This is a genomic window from Mycobacterium asiaticum, from assembly GCF_001673315.1.
In the GTDB taxonomy this organism is placed as follows: domain Bacteria; phylum Actinomycetota; class Actinomycetes; order Mycobacteriales; family Mycobacteriaceae; genus Mycobacterium; species Mycobacterium asiaticum_B.
The window spans coordinates 66,656-83,190 of sequence record NZ_LZLQ01000134.1 but is presented as its reverse complement, the minus strand read 5'-3'; the positions used below and the strand labels follow the sequence as shown (position 1 = coordinate 83,190).

General features: G+C 70.2%; 11 protein-coding genes and 1 pseudogene. 6 read left to right on the top strand and 6 right to left on the bottom strand.

Annotated elements, in window-relative coordinates; genetic code table 11:
- Positions 1–1,942: UvrD-helicase domain-containing protein (locus A5636_RS21700; RefSeq protein ID WP_155763941.1), on the bottom strand; the 1,942-nt coding region annotated here is incomplete at its 3' end.
- A 63-nt stretch (positions 1,943–2,005) separates the two neighbouring features.
- On the opposite strand from A5636_RS21700, the gene A5636_RS21695 reads away from it, so the two are divergent.
- Both A5636_RS21695 and A5636_RS21690 read left to right on the top strand, forming a co-directional pair.
- On the top strand, positions 2,006–2,785 hold the full coding sequence (locus tag A5636_RS21695) for an alpha/beta fold hydrolase (protein WP_065160690.1): 780 nt from the start codon (positions 2,006–2,008) through the stop codon (positions 2,783–2,785).
- Complete coding sequence (locus tag A5636_RS21690) at positions 2,782–3,090, top strand: MGMT family protein (protein WP_065160689.1); 309 nt, start codon at positions 2,782–2,784, stop codon at positions 3,088–3,090. The genes A5636_RS21695 and A5636_RS21690 overlap by 4 nt, the downstream gene beginning before the upstream one ends.
- Here the strand turns inward: A5636_RS21690 and A5636_RS21685 are convergent.
- Positions 3,087–3,941 (bottom strand): TIGR02569 family protein, encoded by an 855-nt coding sequence (locus A5636_RS21685; RefSeq protein ID WP_065160688.1) that lies wholly within the window; start codon positions 3,939–3,941, stop codon positions 3,087–3,089. The genes A5636_RS21690 and A5636_RS21685 overlap by 4 nt on opposite strands.
- 290 nt (positions 3,942–4,231) lie before the next feature.
- Here A5636_RS21685 and A5636_RS21680 point away from each other — a divergent pair, with 290 nt between their 5' ends.
- Positions 4,232–9,511 (top strand): PE family protein, encoded by a 5,280-nt coding sequence (locus A5636_RS21680; protein WP_065160687.1) that lies wholly within the window; start codon positions 4,232–4,234, stop codon positions 9,509–9,511.
- 34 nt (positions 9,512–9,545) lie between these two features.
- Here A5636_RS21680 and moeZ read toward each other — a convergent pair whose 3' ends face one another.
- Complete coding sequence (moeZ, locus tag A5636_RS21675) at positions 9,546–10,727, bottom strand: adenylyltransferase/sulfurtransferase MoeZ (RefSeq protein WP_065160686.1); 1,182 nt, start codon at positions 10,725–10,727, stop codon at positions 9,546–9,548.
- 43 nt (positions 10,728–10,770) lie between these two features.
- Positions 10,771–11,805: a DUF3152 domain-containing protein gene (locus A5636_RS21670; RefSeq protein ID WP_065160685.1), complete on the bottom strand. Its 1,035-nt coding sequence runs from the start codon at positions 11,803–11,805 to the stop codon at positions 10,771–10,773.
- Between the two features lie 183 nt (positions 11,806–11,988).
- On the opposite strand from A5636_RS21670, the gene A5636_RS21665 reads away from it, so the two are divergent.
- Positions 11,989–12,675: a TetR/AcrR family transcriptional regulator gene (locus A5636_RS21665; protein ID WP_065160684.1), complete on the top strand. Its 687-nt coding sequence runs from the start codon at positions 11,989–11,991 to the stop codon at positions 12,673–12,675.
- 62 nt (positions 12,676–12,737) lie between these two features.
- Here the strand turns inward: A5636_RS21665 and A5636_RS21660 are convergent, their stop codons facing one another.
- Positions 12,738–12,986, bottom strand: coding sequence for a DUF3107 domain-containing protein (locus tag A5636_RS21660; RefSeq protein WP_065160683.1), 249 nt, complete (start codon positions 12,984–12,986; stop codon positions 12,738–12,740).
- Positions 12,987–13,291: 305 nt separating this feature from the next.
- On the opposite strand from A5636_RS21660, the pseudogene A5636_RS27775 reads away from it, so the two are divergent.
- Positions 13,292–14,026, top strand: a pseudogene (locus A5636_RS27775) (MmpS family transport accessory protein); the annotation flags it as partial.
- A gap of 1 nt (position 14,027) precedes the next feature.
- Here the strand turns inward: A5636_RS27775 and A5636_RS21645 are convergent.
- Positions 14,028–14,747, bottom strand: coding sequence for a ferritin-like fold-containing protein (locus A5636_RS21645; protein ID WP_065160681.1), 720 nt, complete (start codon positions 14,745–14,747; stop codon positions 14,028–14,030).
- Positions 14,748–15,009: 262 nt separating this feature from the next.
- Here A5636_RS21645 and A5636_RS21640 point away from each other — a divergent pair, with 262 nt between their 5' ends.
- Positions 15,010–16,521: a DEAD/DEAH box helicase gene (locus A5636_RS21640; protein WP_065160680.1), complete on the top strand. Its 1,512-nt coding sequence runs from the start codon at positions 15,010–15,012 to the stop codon at positions 16,519–16,521.
- Positions 16,522–16,535 lie beyond the last annotated feature (14 nt).

The window sequence follows — 16,535 nt, the reverse complement described above, 5'->3', positions numbered from 1 at the left end:
GCGCCCGCATCGACGCATCCTGGGCGACCCCGTCCAATTCGTCGATCAGGCGCTGGGTGGCCAGTACACCGCCGCGCGGAATCGTGTTGGGCCACAAGCCGTCCTGCAATCCGGCGATGACCACCAGGTCCCATTCCTGGCCCAGCGCGGCGTGCGCACTGAGCACCCGAACCTGCTCCGCTTCGGTCGCCGGCTCACGGTTGACCGGCGGCAACTGCAGCGCCGCAACATGCTCGATGAGTCCGCGCAGCGACGCGCCAGCGGTACGTGAGACGTAATCATCGGTGATGTCGAACAATGCGGTCACCACTGCCAGGTCCCGCCCCGCCTGTGCAGCCGCCGGGCCACCCCGCTCGATGGCCGCCAACCAGCGACGCTGCAGGCCGGACCGGTGCCATGCCGCCCACAAGGTGTAACGCGGGTCTTGCCCGTCGCGGTGACACCGTGCCGCCGCGGCCAGCACGGCGCGCACCCGGCGCAGCGCGCCAGACTGCGGGCCTGATAGCGGCTCGTCGCCGCTCAGCACCTGGACCAGGCCGACGTCCATCCGTTGCAGCGTCCTGCGCAGCTGGCGCAGCGACACCGGATCGACACGACCGATGGGCCCGGAGACCAGTGCCAGCGCCTGATCGGCGTCGAGCCCGTCGGCCGTCGCGGCCAACACGGAAAGCAACGCGCGCGCCGCCGGCTCTTCGGACAGCGACCCGCCAATTGCGTTACCCGCCACCGGAACCCCGGCGGCAGACAGCGCGCGCGGCAACCCCACGCCGGCACGAGGAACCGACCGGACGATCACCGCCATCTGCGACCACGGCACCCCGTCGACCAGGTGGGCACGACGCAAGGTGTCGGCGATCAGCGCGGCCTCCGCGTGCGCCGACGCGGCCAGGCGCACCGTCACCAACCCGTCCTCGTTTCCGGTGCCCTCGATGTGCCTGCCGGCGCTGGCGGCGGGCAACCGACTCGCGATGCCGGTGATGGCCCGGGCCACGGCCGGCGCGCAGCGATGGGACTGAGTCAAGGTCACCGCCGGCCCGTCCGCCGCGAGGAGCCCGGCCGGCTCGCCGCCCCGGAAACCGAACACCGCCTGATTGGGATCCCCTGCGATGAGGGCGATGTGGGTGCCCGCCGCTAGCACCCGGACGAGCTGGGCCGCCTGCGGATCGAGTTGCTGGGCGTCGTCGACCAGCAGCATCCGGACGCGGGCGCGTTCAGCGGCCAGCAACTCGGGGTCGACGGCCAGAGCCTCCAAGGCGGCACCGACCAGTTCAGCGGCGGCCAACGCCGGCGCCGTAGCCTGCGGGGCCGCCGTCCCGACCGCCGCGCGCAGCAACATCACCTGCTCGTACTGTCGGGCGAACCGCCCCGCCGCCGCCCACTCCGGGCGGCCGCACCTACGACCCAGCCGTTCGAGCTCCAGCGGGTCCACCCCACGTTCAGCGCAACGCGCCAACAGGTTTCGCAGCTCGTTGCCGAATCCCGCGGTGCTCAGCGCGGGTAGCAGATGTTCCGGCCAGCCGGACCCCGCGGCCGGCCCGTCCGCCAGGTCGCCGGCCAGCAGCTCCCGGATGATGGCGTCGTGTTCGGCGCCGGTGAGCAGCCGCGGCGGCGGTCCTCCCGCACGTTCGGCCGACCGGCGCAGCACCGCGTAGGCGTAGCTGTGCACGGTGCGCACCAGAGGCTCGCGCACCGCGGACCGCACGGACCCGCCGCCGGAGCGCAGCAACGCCGTGGTCAATACGCTTCGCTGACGCATCCCGACGCGACCCGAACCAGTCAGCAGCAGAACCGATTCCGGCGCGACTCCCGCATCGATCTGCGTGATCGCAGCGTCGATGAGCAGGCTGCTCTTGCCGGTACCGGGACCGCCCAGGATACGTACCAGGCCGTGCAGCCCGGGTTGCAGAACCGCATCCGCTTCGGTGCCCCAGCTCAGTGACATACCGGCATGCAACCACGAGCCTGTGACAAGTTGCCGCGAGCAGGCAACTGGCATGATCGAGCCGTGACAGCCACCCTGCATGTGCACCGCTTCGGTCCGCCCGGCCCGCTCCAGCTGCTGGCCCTGCACGGGCTGACCGGTCACGGTCTGCGCTGGCAGCACTTGGCGAACTACGTGCCCGAAATCGCAGTCGCCGCACCCGATCTGATCGGGCATGGTCGATCAACGTGGGCTGCACCGTGGTCCATCGACGCGAACGTGTCGGCGCTGAGCGCGCTGATCGAGGCCGACGCCGCGGATCCGGTGCACGTGGTCGGCCACTCCTTCGGTGCCGCGCTGGGCCTGCATCTTGCCGCGGCGCGTCCGGATCTGGTGGCGTCGTTGTTGTTGCTGGACCCCGCGATTGGCTTGGATGGTCAGTGGATGTCGCAGATCGCCGGGGCGATGTATGCCAACCCCGACTATCCCGACCGCGCGGAGGCGCTGCAGGAGAAGGCGGCCGGGTCCTGGGCGGACGTCGATCCCGCAGTGCTCAACGCCGACCTGGACGAGCACCTGATCCAACTTCCGAACGGCCGGTTCGGCTGGCGCATCAGCCTGCCCGCGATGATGTCCTATTGGAGTGAGTTGGCCCGTGACATCGTGCTGCCATCCACCGCCGTGCCGACCACCCTGGTGCGTGCCAAGTGGACGTCGCCGCCCTACGTCGGTGATCGACTGATCGCCGGGCTACGCGACCGGTTGGGCGCCGATTTCGAATTGCTCGACTACGAGTGCGATCACATGGTGCCGCACGCCAAGCCCGAGGAGGTCGCGGCGCTGATACGTAAGCGCTTCCGATGACTCGGATCAACGACGAGCAAATTGAGCGGGTGCGCGCGCTGGTCGCAGCCATTCCGCCGGGGAAAGTGTCGACCTACGGGGACATTGCCGCTGCGGCAGCGCTTTCCAGCCCGCGCATCGTCGGCTGGATCATGCGCACCGATTCCGCAGACCTGCCCTGGCACCGGGTCATCACCGCCTCCGGCCGACCGGCACGGCATCTGACCACCCGCGAATTGGAACTGCTGCGCGCCGAAGGGGTGCTGGCTCAGGACGGCAGGATCGCACTGGACCAAGTGCGTTACGAGTTCGCGTCCAACGACTAGAGAATCATGCGCACGAGCGCCGCGGTGTGCGCGAGCCCGGGAAACGCTTCGGATGTCGACCGCGGGTGCAGCGCATGCACCGCAAGACGGAACATCAACGCGCGCAACAACATTTGTGACCATTCAGGTAGCGCGGTCCACCGCTCGATGAGCCCGTCGTCGGCTTCGCCCCACGACAACGCATCGACGACGACCACCCCGGCCGCCCAGGACGCCGGGCGCCAGTAGGGCGTGATGTCGGTGATACCCGGTGGCGCGGTGCCAGCGAAAAGTACGGTGCCGTAGAGGTCCCCGTGCACCAGCTGGTGCGGACTGCGGGTCGGTTTACGCAATGTCGCAAGCTGGTTGATCAACTCAATGGAGCGTTCGGCGTCCGCCGTCGGCGGCGCGGTCCGCGCGCCCGGCGGCACCGACTGCAGCGGCCGCTCCTCCCACGCAGCCCGGTCGGCGGCGATGAACACATCGACGTCGGCCCACGGCGCGGTAGGTCCCTGAGTCAGGAATCGGGGGCGCTCCAGCTTGCCGGTGGCCTCGTGCAGTCGCACCGCCGCGGATACCACCTCATCGTGGCGGGCTTCCGGCGCGCCGGCGACGAAAGTGTCTGCCCGCCATCCCGAAACCACATACCGGCCGTCGGTCGACCGGACCGGGCGGGCCAGGCGCACGCCGTCGACGAACAACGTCTCCCGCACCCGGGCCGACCAGGTGGCCCGTGCATTGTCGGCCACCATCGACAACACGACTTCGCCGCAGCGGAAGCCGCCTTCCCAAGCGGCACCCAGCGGAGCCGGTTGCGCGCCGGTCAAACCGAACGCCGCCAGCACGTGCTCGGGCGGCGGCTCGACAGTCACGAGGGTCAGCCTAGTAGAGGCGATATTTGCATCAGCGCGACGCGCTGGGAGCCCGCTGTCCAGACCGAGTCCGGTCACGGTGCGCTGAGTGCGCTGGAGGCGCCGAACGCACCCAACACCGTCGGCAAGCTCAAAGAACTGAAAATATCGTTAAAACAATCCGGAAGTACGTTCTTCAGCTACCTTGTAGAAGCTGCGTATATGCACCGCCGTCAATTAGACGAAACTCCTGCAGATTCGGGTTCTGCGGGCAGGCGGTTAACACGTCTGCCTCACGCCTAGGAGCCCCCATGTCTTTTGTGATTGCTGCGCCCGACGTGCTTGCTGCGGCGTCGCGGAACTTGACGGGAATCGCATCAGCCTTGGGATCGGCCAACGCGCTGGCGGCTACCTCAACAACCCAATTGACGGCAGCGGCCGGCGATGAGGTGTCGGCAGCGATCGCGGAGTTGTTCGGCGGGTTCGGGCACGAGTACCAATCGCTGAGCAGGCAAGTAGGGCTGTTCCACGAACAATTCGTACGGTCGCTGGCCGCCGGTGCGGGGGCGTATGCCAGTGCCGAAGCGGCCAGCGCGTCACCACTACAAGCACTGGAAGAAAGCTTTTTCGGGCTCATCAACACTCCCACGAATGCTCTTCTCGGCCGCCCGCTGATCGGTAACGGCACTAACGGCGCCGCAGGTACGGGAATGGCAGGCGGGGCCGGCGGAATCCTGTTCGGCAACGGCGGCTCCGGCGGCTCGGGCGCGATGGGGCAGGTCGGAGGACGTGGCGGCGACGCGGGACTATTCGGCACCGGCGGTGCCGGCGGCGCCGGCGGTGCGGGCGCGGTGGCCGGCGGTCCTGGTGCGAGCGGAGGAGCCGGCGGTGCCGGGGGCCTGTTGGGTGGATTCGGTGGGGCTGGCGGAATCGGCGGAAACGGCGGTGCCGGGGCGGCCGGCGTCGTCGGCGGCACGGGTGGCAGCGGTGGTGCCGGCGGCGTAGCACGGGCCCTGATCGGTTGGGGAGGTGGTGCAGGCGGCGCCGGCGGGATCGGTGGTACCGGCGCCACCGGGACGGCGGGCATGGCAGGCGGCGGGACTGTTGGTGGGTCCGGCGGCACCGGATATGCCGGTGGAGTCGGCGGGGTCGGTGGAGCCGGGGGTGCCCACGCGGGGTGGCTTGGCTTTGGCGGCCTCCTAGGTGACGGCGGTACCGGCGGCGCCGGCGGCCTTGGTGGGGCCGGCGGCACCGGCGGCGAGGGTGGCACCGGAGTGGGCTTTGCTGCCGACGGCGGAACGGGCGGGACCGGCGGGACCGGCGGGACCGCTGGGGTTGGCGGCGCTGGCGGCGCGGCGGGATTCCTGGGAACAGCCGGCCACGCGGGACTCGCGGGCACCGGGGGTACTGGTGGTGGCGGCGGCACGGGTGGAGCAGCTGCCGAAGGTTCGGCAGGCGCCGTCGGCGGCGGTGCCGGCAGCACCGGCTTTGCGGGCGGCAGCGGCGGCCAGGGCGGGGCCGGCGGCAATTCGGTGGCCGGTGGAACGAATGGTGCCGGCGGTGCCGGCGGTGACGGCGCAGTCGGCGGCCAAGGCGGTCGCGGTGGGGCCGGCACCGACCACAGCGCCGATCCCGGCATGGCCGGCGAGGTCGGCGGCGCTGGCGGTGACGGCGGAACCGGCGGTAGTGCTGGCGCAGGCGGAGTTGCGGGGACCGGTGGTGGTGGCGGACTGACGGGCGCCAGCGGCACCGCCGGGTCCGGTGGTGCTGGCGGTATCGGTGGCACCGGTGGCGGCGGTGGCGCGGGCAGCCTGGGCGCTGACGGCGGCGGGCAAGGCACCCAAGGTGCATCCGGCGGCGGTGGCGGCACCGGCGGCGCCGGCGGCGCAGCCGGCAGCGGCGCAGGAGGTCACCAGGGCGTCGGCGGTCAGGGCGGCGACGGCGGCACCGGCGGCATCGGCGGACACGGCGGCGCGGGCACTGACAACAGCACCGTCGCGGGCTCAGTCGGTGGCGACGGCGGTGCCGGTGGAACGGGCGGCACCGGCGGCGGCGCCGGTGCAGGCGGCGCCGGCTTCGGCGGCCCCGCCGCCTCGGGCAGCGCCGGCGGCGGCGGCAAAGGTGGCACCGGCGGTCAAGGTGGTACCGGCGGCTCCGGCACCGCGGGATCGGCCACCGCCGATCCCGGCAATGGCGCTGATGGGGGCAAGGGCGGACGGGGCGGTGCCGGCGGCGCAGTCGGAGACGGCCAAGGTGGCACAGAAGGCGCAGGGGGTACCGGTGGTCAAGGTGGCACCGGCGGGACGGGCGGCGCCGGGGCGAGCCTGACCGGTCAGACCGGCGGCAAAGGTGGCACCGGCGGTCAAGCCGGCCAGGGCGGTACCACCAGTGGCGGTGTCAACGGCAGCGGCGGCCAAGGCGGCACTGGCGGGCAAGGCGGGGCCGGCGGCTCTGGTTTGGCAGGCATCGGCACAGATGCTGCCGGCACCGGCGGAACCGGCGGCGCGGGTGGCCAAGGCGGTATGGGCGGTGAGATCGGTACCGGTGGCACCGGTGGGGCAACGGGCGAGGCGGGCACCGGCGGCAAGGGCGGCGACGGTGGCCTCGGCGGTGAGTCCTCCCTGACAGGTCCTGCAGGTGACGGTGGCCGAGGCGGTCAGGGCGGGCAGGGCGGTCAAGGTATCGGCGGGACGGCCGAAAATACGGGCTACGCCGGCGGTCACGGGGGCGAAGGCGGATCCGGCGGTCAAGGTGGCCTCTCCCACGGTGGACCCAACGGCGACGGTGGCGACGGCGGCACCGGAGGCCAGGGCGGCACCGGCGGCACCGGGTACGCCGAACAGGGCACCGACAGCGCGGGTACCGGCGGGCAAGGCGGCACCGGTGGCCGAGGCGGCGCCGGCGGTGCGATCGGCACTGGCGGGCAAGGCGGAACAGTTGGCGGCGCAGGCGACGGCGGCCAAGGCGGCGACGGTGGCCGAGGCGGCACGGCCGCGGCCGGCACTGGCCACGCCGGCGGAGAGGGCGGTCAAGGCGGAAGCGGCGGCCAAGGCGGCATCACCGACGGCGGAACCACCGGCAACGGCGGCAAAGGCGGCACCGGCGGCCAGGGCGGCACCGGTAGCGCAGGTGCCGCAGGCACCGACACCACGTTCGCCGGTAACGGCGGCGACGGCGGTCTCGGCGGGCAGGGCGGCACGGGCGGTGCGGTCGGCACCGGGGGCAACACTGACGGGGCAGTCGGCGCAGGCGGCGACGGCGGCCGCGGCGGCACCGGCGGACAGGGCGGAATCGGCGCGGCCGGGACCGCCGATCCCGGCGGGCGCGGCGGCCACGGCGGTGGTGGCGGCCAGGGCGGGAATGGGCTGGCTGGCGGCGCCAACGGCAATGGCGGACAGGGTGGCGACGGCGGCCGGGGTGGCACCGGCGGTTCCGGCATCGCAGACTCCGGATTCGACGACGCGAGCGAAGGTGGCCGAGGCGGCCAGGGTGGCACCGGCGGCGCTGGTGGCGCAATCGGGACCGGTGGCCAAGACGGCACGGGCACGACGGGCGTCGGTGGCACCGGCGGGCAAGGCGGCACCGGAGGCCAAGGTGGCGCGGGTGCCGACGGAACCGGGCACGCTGCTGGCGCGGGCGGACGAGGTGGCGCCGGCGGACAAGGCGGCACCACCGACGGCGGCATCAACGGCAGCGGCGGACAAGGCGGCACCGGCGGTAAAGGCGGTACGGGCGGTTCCGGAACGCCAGACGCCTTCAACGTCCTGCCTGGCGCAGGCGGCACCGGTGGCACCGGCGGCCTCGGCGGGGCCGGTGGCGCGACAGGTACCGGTGGCAGTGGCGGCACCGTGGGTGCTGGCGGCACTGGTGGCCAGGGTGGTACCGGCGGCGAAGGCGGTGACGCCGCGTACGACAGCCTCAACGACGTCGCCAATCCTGGCGGTACCGGAGGACAAGGCGGTGCGGGCGGCCGAGGCGGTAACAGCAACGGCGGAACCAACGGCAACGGTGGCCAGGGCGGCACCGGCGGCCAGGGCGGCAAAGGTGCGAACGGTCTGGAAGCCGGTGGGAATTACAACGCCGAAGACGGCGGCACCGGCGGCAATGGCGGCGCGGGCGGGGCCGGCGGCGCGATCGGTAACGGAGGCACCGGCGGTCTGGGTGGCGGCGGCGGTGACGGTGGCCAAGGTGGACAGGCCGGCCACGGCGGGATATCCGAAGTCGTGGGGCGTACCGGCGGTACGGGCGGCCAAGGTGGCCAAGGCGGCCAAGGCGGCAACGGCGCTCTGAGCGGCACCGGAGAACTCAACGGCAGCGGCGGCCAAGGCGGCGACGGCGGCAAAGGTGGCCTGGGCGGCAACGCAGTCTCGGGCGTTCTCAACGGCAATGGCGGGCAAGGCGGGCAAGGCGGCGGCGGCGGCAACGGCGCCGACGGTTTCGCCAACGGCGGCGTAGGTGGCGCGGCTGGCAACGGCGGCCACGGCGGTGACGGAGGTACGGCCGGCAACGGCGGTGCCCTCGGCACCGGCGGGTCCGGCGGCGCCGGGGGCACCGGTGGCGACGGCGGCAACAGCGCCCAGGTCGTCGGCGCCAGCGGTGGCCACGGCGGGGGCGGCGGAAACGCCGGTTACGGCCAGGCCGGCTACGGCGTCGGTGGGGCCGGTGGGACCGGCGGCAACGCCGGGAACGGCGGCGTCGGGGTTGACGGCGGCACCGGGGGCACCGGTGGCGACGGCGGCGACACGAGCTTCGGCGGCACAAACGGCGCCAGCGGCGCCGGCGGCCACGGCGGAAACGGCGGCGATGGCACCAGCAACAGCAATGGCGCCAACGGCGGTGCCGGGGGCAACGCAGGCAAGTCAGGCGGCGGTGGCATGCGCAGCCCCGAGGGCGGCCAGGGCGGAAACGGCGGAAACGGCGGAAACGCCACCGCTGCAGGCAAAGCCGGCGGCAACGGCGGAAATGGCGGCGCCGGTGGCACCGGCGACCTCGTCGACTACGGAGGGCACGGCGGCAACGGCGGCAATGGCGCCGCGGGCCCAGACGGCGGCAACTATTCCAACGGCGGGACCGGCGGGGCCGGCGGCGCGGGCGGCACCGGCGGTGCCAGCACCGGTGGCCTCACCAATTTCGGCGGCAACGGCGGTAGCGGCGGCGGCGGTGGCCATGGGGGCACGGGTGGACTCGGAAAACCCGGCGTCCTGGACACTTCTCCCGGCAATGGCGGCACCGGCGGCGTCGGCGGCAGAGGCGGCGACGGCGGGGCCGCTACCGGTGACGGCAGTGTCGGCGGCAACGGAGGCGCGGGCGGCGGCGGTGGCACCGGTGGTACCGGCGGCCGAATAACCAACGTCCCCAATCAGGCCGGCGGTGGCGGCACCGGTGGGCAGGGTGGCGCCGGTGGCGATGGCGGCACCGGCGAACAGTCAAATGGCACCGGCGCATTCGGCGGCCACGGCGGGACCGGTGGGGTAAACCCCACGACTGCTGTCCCGCCCGGACCCGGCGACCCGGGCCATGGTCCCACCCTGGACACCGGGGGTTCCGGAGGCAGCGGCGGTGCGGGTGCTCCCCAGAACTATTTCCACTGATCTGTCGATAACGATGGGCGCCGCGGTCAGCGCCCTAGTACAGGACCATGTCCGGTTGCATTTGCTTGGCCCACGCCACGATTCCGCCCTGCAAATGCACCGCGTCGGAGAAACCGGCCCGCTTCACCGCGGCCAACGCCTCGGCTGAACGCACGCCGGTCTTGCAGTACAGGACCGTGGTGCGATCGTGCGGCAATCGAGTCAGGGCCTCGCCGGAGGTGAACAGTCCTTTAGGGATCAGCTGGGCGCCCTCAATGTGATTGATGTCCCACTCGGCCGGCTCGCGCACGTCGATCAGGGCCACCCGCGCACCGGAGTCCAGCAAGTCGCGCAATTCTCGCGGCGTGATCGAAGATCCTTCGCGGTCGTCGTCGCATGGCGCTTCCTCGACCACTCCGCAAAAGTCTTCGTAATCCACCAGTTCGGTGATTTTCGGCGTCGACGGGTCCTTGCGTATCCGGATGGTGCGGTAGCTCATCTCCAGCGCGTCATAAATCATCAACCGGCCCAGCAGGGTCTCGCCGAGTCCGGTGATCAACTTGATCGCTTCGGTGCCCATCACCGATGCGATGGACGCGCAGATCATGCCCAGCACACCGCCTTCGGCGCACGACGGCACCAGCCCGGGTGGTGGCGGTTCGGGGTACAGGTCGCGGTAGTTCAGCCCCCGGCCGTCGGGCGCATCCTCCCAGAACACCGAAACCTGGCCCTCGAAACGGAAGATCGATCCCCAGATGTACGGCTTACCCGCCAGCACCGCCGCGTCATTGACCAGGTACCGGGTCGCGAAATTGTCTGTTCCATCCAGGATCAGGTCGTACTCACCGAACAACTCGACGGCGTTGTCCGGACCCAGCCGAAACTCGTGCAGGCGCACCTTGACCAGTGGGTTGATGGCCGCGATCGAATCGCGGGCCGATTGCGCTTTGGGCCGCCCGATGTCCGCGACACCATGAATGATCTGGCGCTGCAGATTGGACTCGTCGACGACGTCGAATTCGACGATCCCGATGGTGCCGACACCCGCGGCGGCCAGATACAGCAACGTCGGCGCGCCCAACCCGCCGGCACCGATCACCAGCACCCGGGCATTCTTGAGCCGCTTCTGCCCCTGAAGACCGAGGTCCGGAAGGATAAGGTGGCGACTGTAGCGGGCCACCTCTTCGCGGGTCAGCGAGGCCGCGGGTGCGACCAGTGGTGGCAGCGATGGTGTCACAAGTCGAGGTTAGGCGATCTGGGACGCCGGCATGCCCGACCAGTCAGGCGATCGGGAACGGCCAGGGATTGAAACGGCACGTCTTGCCGTCGGCCTTGACCTGGTCTGGGTCGAATTTGGCGCCGTCGTCGTTGGCGGTGGAGAACGTCTGCTGCATCATCACCGGCGCCAGGCCGCCCTGCTGGTCGCAGGGCTCGTGGCGGACATACCCGATGGCATGGCCGACCTCGTGGTTGACCACGTACTGCCGGTAGGAGCCGACATCGCCTTCGAAGGGGACGGCGCCGCGGATCCAGCGTGCCTCGTTGATGAACACGCGCGACTGCCGGTCGGCTCCGAATGAAGGGTTGTAGCAAGAGGTTTCGAGACGGAACTCGTAACCGCAGCCTTCCCGGACGCTAACTGGCGACACCAGCGAGAGGCGGAAATCGGGCTTCGCGCCACCGCTGTCGTCGATCCGGATGAAAGCGAACTGCGCGTTGTGAGTCCAGCCCTTGGGATTGGCCAGCGTCTGATCGACCATCTGGGCGAACGCGCTGTCGCCGCCGTACATGATGGGGTCTAGGCCGTTCTCGATCTCGATGGTGTACCTGAACACCTTGGCCGAGCCCTGACCGATCTGCGGCGTCGCGCCCGGCACCACCCGATACGTCTTGTCACCAGCCTCGGTGAACGGTCCCCCGTCGGGAAGCGTTCCCGCGGGCAGATTCGCGTCGAACGCGACGAGGCCGCGCGGCGGGGTGTCGATGATCGACGTGCCCACCGCGCCGATGGTGGGCGGATCCTTGTGGATCGAGTGGGCGGCGGGCTTGGGCGTGCTGGTCCCGGTCACCGTCTGGTACGCCACCACCAACGTCAGCACCGCGAGCAAAGGCAGCGCGTAGGCCCGCCATCCGTAGGTCGACACGAACCGGCCCAGCCACGATTGTTTGCGCCATTGCCGGGGCCGGTCCCGATCGGCACGGACCCGCCCCGCACTCTGACCGAGCGGGTCACGCTGCGCCCGCAGCGGCTCACGCCAGTCGTCGCGCAGCACCGGTGAGCGTCCGGTACCGCGAGACGGGCGCGGGGAAGTCATTTTCCCAGGATGGCACAGCGGCTGCGGACGGCCAGTCCTGGCGCGCCCGAAAAACCCAATAGCACCAGTTCGGATCGGATAACAGCCCATTGCCAGCCCCAGGTAGTAATGTCATTGCGATCGGAAGCGCGGCCGCGGGGATGGAAAAAGGGCCGCGAACCAACGCGACCAGATTGAGGACCGATGAGCGATCTCGCCAAGGCGGTGCAGCGACGTGCCGTCCGATCGCCCGGCGGTGTGCGGCCCATCGAAGGCACGGCGCCGGCGAATCGACGCGGCAACCGGTTGCCGCGCGACGAGCGTCGCGGCCAACTATTGATCGTCGCCAGTGACGTCTTCGTGGAAAGCGGCTATCACGCCGCGGGGATGGACGAGATCGCCGATCGGGCGGGCGTGAGCAAACCGGTTCTGTATCAACACTTTTCCAGCAAGCTGGAGCTGTATCTGGCGGTGCTGAATCGGCACGTCGACAATCTGGTGAGCGGCGTGCAGCAGGCGCTGGGTCGCACGACCGACAACCGGCAGCGACTGCACTCCGCGGTACAGGCTTTCTTCGACTTCATCGAACATGACAGCCAGGGCTACCGGTTGATTTTCGAAAACGACTACGTCACCGAGCCCGAGGTGGCCGCGCAGGTGCGGGTGGCCACCGAATCCTGCATCGACGCGGTGTTCGCACTGATCGCCGAGGATTCCGGGCTGGATCCGCACCGGGCGCGGATGATCGCGGTCGGCCTGGTCGGCATGAGCGTCGACAGCGCCAGGTACTGGTTGGACTCCGATCGCCCGATATCGAAGTCCGACGCAGTCGACGGCACCGTGCAGTTCGCCTGGGGCGGCCTCTCGCACGTGCCGCTCACCCGCTCCTGAGTCCTAGCTGCGGGATCGAGTCCTAGCTGCGGGACGCGACGTCAGAACTGCGGGATCGAGTCCTAGCTGCGGGACGCGACGTCCGCACCAATCCCGAAGCCGACCCGTCGCGCATCGGCAGCGCCGATTTCGACGTAGGCGATCTTGGCGGCGCTAACCAGATAACGGCGGCCGCGTTCGTCGGTCAGGCTCAGCAGACCAGAGTCGTCCCGCAGCGCCGCCGCGACGAGTTCTTCCACTTCACTCGGCGTCTGCGCGCTGGGGAACACCAGCTCGCGCGAACTCTGGGTGATACCGATCTTGACCTCCACGGGGCCCCTTCCGTTGGCGTTTTCGTCGCAGGCGTCTGTAGCAGCAGGCTAGTGGACGCAGAGCGGTTCCACCGCGCCCCGCCCCCAGACGGCCACTTCGCGGTTAGCGAACGAACCCATCACGATTCGGTGTAACCCCGCCGCAACCCCGGTAGCTCGTCGGCTGCGTCGATACCATCGGCACCATCAGTACCACACGTAACACCCTCTACGACAACGTCCGGGAAAGTGTCCGGGGACACGTCCGGGCAAACGTCCGGGCAAACGTCCCGGAAGCCGAGGACTACCCGGACGACGACGGCTACGGCTCCGGCTATGGCTATGTCAACGACGACGGCTATGGCTATGTCAACGACGACGGCTATGTCGATGAGTACGACCAGGGATACGACGAAGACGGCTGGGACGACACCGACGAATGGGCCTGGCCGGCAGACCGGCGATGGCGTCCGGTCGCACTGTTCGCCGGCGCGCTGATCGCAATCGGCGCCGTCGCGACGGCGGTGATCATCAACAGCGGCGACAGCGCCACCACCAAGGCGACCATCGGGCCCCCACGCACGATGATGACCCCCACTACGTCGACACCCAGGGCCAGCGTCTCGCCCAGCTTTTCGCCGCCGTCGGCGACCACGCCGAGCACCTCCCCCGGCATCACCCGTCCCCTCCCCCCGGAGACGGTCACCACGCTGACACCCGGCAACGCACCCACTCGCCTTCCGACGGCGGCGCCGGTGCCTACGGCGGCGCCACCCGGCGCCGCGCTGAGCCCGCGGACAGTGGTGTACAGCGTGACGGGGACAAAACAGCTGTTCGACCTGGTCAACATCGCTTACACCGACGCCCGGGGGTTCCCGGTGACCGAATTCAACGTGGCGCTGCCGTGGACGAAGGTCGTAGTACTCAACCCGGGCGTTCAGACCGAGTCAGTGATTGCGACGAGCCTGCTCAGCCAGCTGAACTGCTCGATCGTCAGCGCACAGGGTCAACTGGTCAAAGCCTCGACGAGCAACACCGCGCTGGCAACCTGCACCCGCTGAATCAGCTCAGGCCCAGTTCGCGCATCCGATCGTCATGCGTTTTCTGCAGGCGCTCGAAGAAGGCACTCAGCTGACCCAGGCCACCGGTTCCCGCGACCACCAGATCAACGAGCTCGTCGTGATCGGCCAGCAGGAACTGAGCCTGCGTGATCGCCTCGCCCAGCAGCCGGCGTGACCACAGCGCCAGCCGGCTGCGCTGCCTGCCGCTGGAGGTCACCGCTGCCCGCACCTCGGCGACGACGAACTGGGAATGCCCGGTCTCGGACAATGCCTCCCGCACCACATCGGCGACCTCGTCGGGCAACCCGCCCGCGAGCTCCAGATACAGATCGGCAGCCAGCGCATCGCCGACGTAGGTTTTCACCAGGGCTTCCAGCCACGTACTCGGGGTGGTCAGCCGGTGGTAATTCTCCAGCGCCGACACGTATTTCGACATCGCGGGCACAACGTCCACACCGCGGCTCTGCAGGGCGTCGCGCAGCAGCTCGTAGTGCCCCATCTCGGCGGCGGCCATGCTGGCCATCGAGATCCGGCCGCGCAGGTCCGGGGCCATCCGCGCCTCGTCGGTCAGCCGGTAGAAGGCCGCGACCTCACCGTAGGCGAGTAGCGCAAAGAATTCGTTGACGCCGGGGTGATCCGCTGACAGCCGTAGCCTGGGCGAATCCGCCTCCTGGTCGGCTGCTGAGTCGGCGGACGAGGGCCCGGACGAGGGCGAAGTCATGGCAACACTGTAGTAGGCGGGCGAACAAGCAGCCGTTCCCCGCGGACCGACCAGCTATGATGAACAAAGGTAGTGGCTGAATCTGTGCTGCCACCGCCGAAGAAATGTGCGTGCACGCAACGGCCCGCCCCCGGCCCAACGGGCAGCGGCAGCAGGCATCGGCGACGTAATCGGAGTCGGACACCGTGCGCGCGTGAACCGCGACACAGAAGCACCGACGCAAGATCGATTACCGTCACCACGAAAGGCCCACTACCCGCGTATGACCGTACCCACTAGCACTTCTGAATTGACCTTCGCCAGCATTGGCGTCCGCGACGAAATCGTCCGTGCCCTCGCCGAAAAGGGCATCGAGACTCCGTTTGCCATCCAAGAACTCACCCTGCCCCTCGCGCTCGCCGGCGAAGACGTGATCGGCCAGGCCCGCACCGGTATGGGCAAGACGTTCGGATTCGGTGTGCCGCTGCTGCAGCGCATCACCGCGGAGACCGCGACGCGGCCGTTGACCGGCGCGCCGCGAGCCCTGATCGTCGTTCCCACCCGCGAACTGTGCCTCCAGGTCACCAGCGACCTGGCCACCGCAGCCAAATATCTGACCGCAGACCAGGAGGACGGCAGCCAACGGCCACTGTCCGTGGTCTCCATCTATGGCGGCCGCGCGTACGAGCCGCAGATCGAGGCGCTACAGAAAGCGGCCGACGTCGTCGTCGGCACCCCGGGCCGGTTGCTCGACCTGTGCCAGCAGGGCCACCTGCAACTCGGTGGGTTGTCGGTGCTGGTGCTCGACGAAGCCGACGAGATGCTCGACCTGGGCTTCCTGCCCGACATCGAGCGCATCCTGCGGCAGATCCCGGCCGACCGGCAGTCGATGCTGTTCTCCGCGACCATGCCGGACCCGATCATCACCCTGGCGCGCACCTTCATGGTCCAGCCCACCCACATCCGGGCCGAGGCGCCGCACTCCCTGGCGGTACACGACACCACCAAGCAGCTCGTCTACCGCGCCCACGCGCTCGACAAGGTGGAACTGGTCAGCCGGATCCTGCAGGCCCAGGATCGCGGCGCGACGATGATCTTCACGCGCACCAAGCGCACCGCCCAGAAAGTGGCCGACGAACTCAACGAACGCGGTTTCGCCGTCGGCGCAGTGCACGGTGACCTCGGGCAGATCGCTCGCGAGAAGGCTCTCAAGGCGTTCCGCAGCGGCGACGTGAACGTCCTCGTCGCCACCGACGTGGCCGCTCGCGGCATCGACATCGACGACGTCACGCACGTGATCAATTACCAGTGCCCCGAGGACGAGAAGATGTACGTCCACCGCATCGGGCGCACGGGACGGGCGGGCCGCACCGGCGTCGCGGTCACCTTGGTGGACTGGGACGACCTGGAACGCTGGGCGATGATCAACAAGGCGCTGGGCCTGGCTTCGCCGGAGCCCGCGGAAACCTACTCCAGCTCGCCACATCTGTACGTCGAGCTGTGCATCCCGACTGGCACCGGCGGAACCGTCGGCGAGGCGCGCAAAGCCCCGGCCAAGCGGCGCGAATCCAGCAACGCTGGATCCGAACGTCCGGCCCGGCGCACCAACAGGCGTCAACGCACGCGCGGTGGCAAGGCCCTCACCGGGCATCCCGCCGGCGCGAGCGGAGCCGGCGAGGCCGCGCCGGAGACGGCGTCGACCGCCGTGTCGGGTTCCGGCTCCGCCCCCGCGGGCGGCACGCGGCGCCGTCGGCGCCGTCGCAAGCCTGCGGACGCCGCCGCCCCCGCCAACTGACGGGCCATACTCAA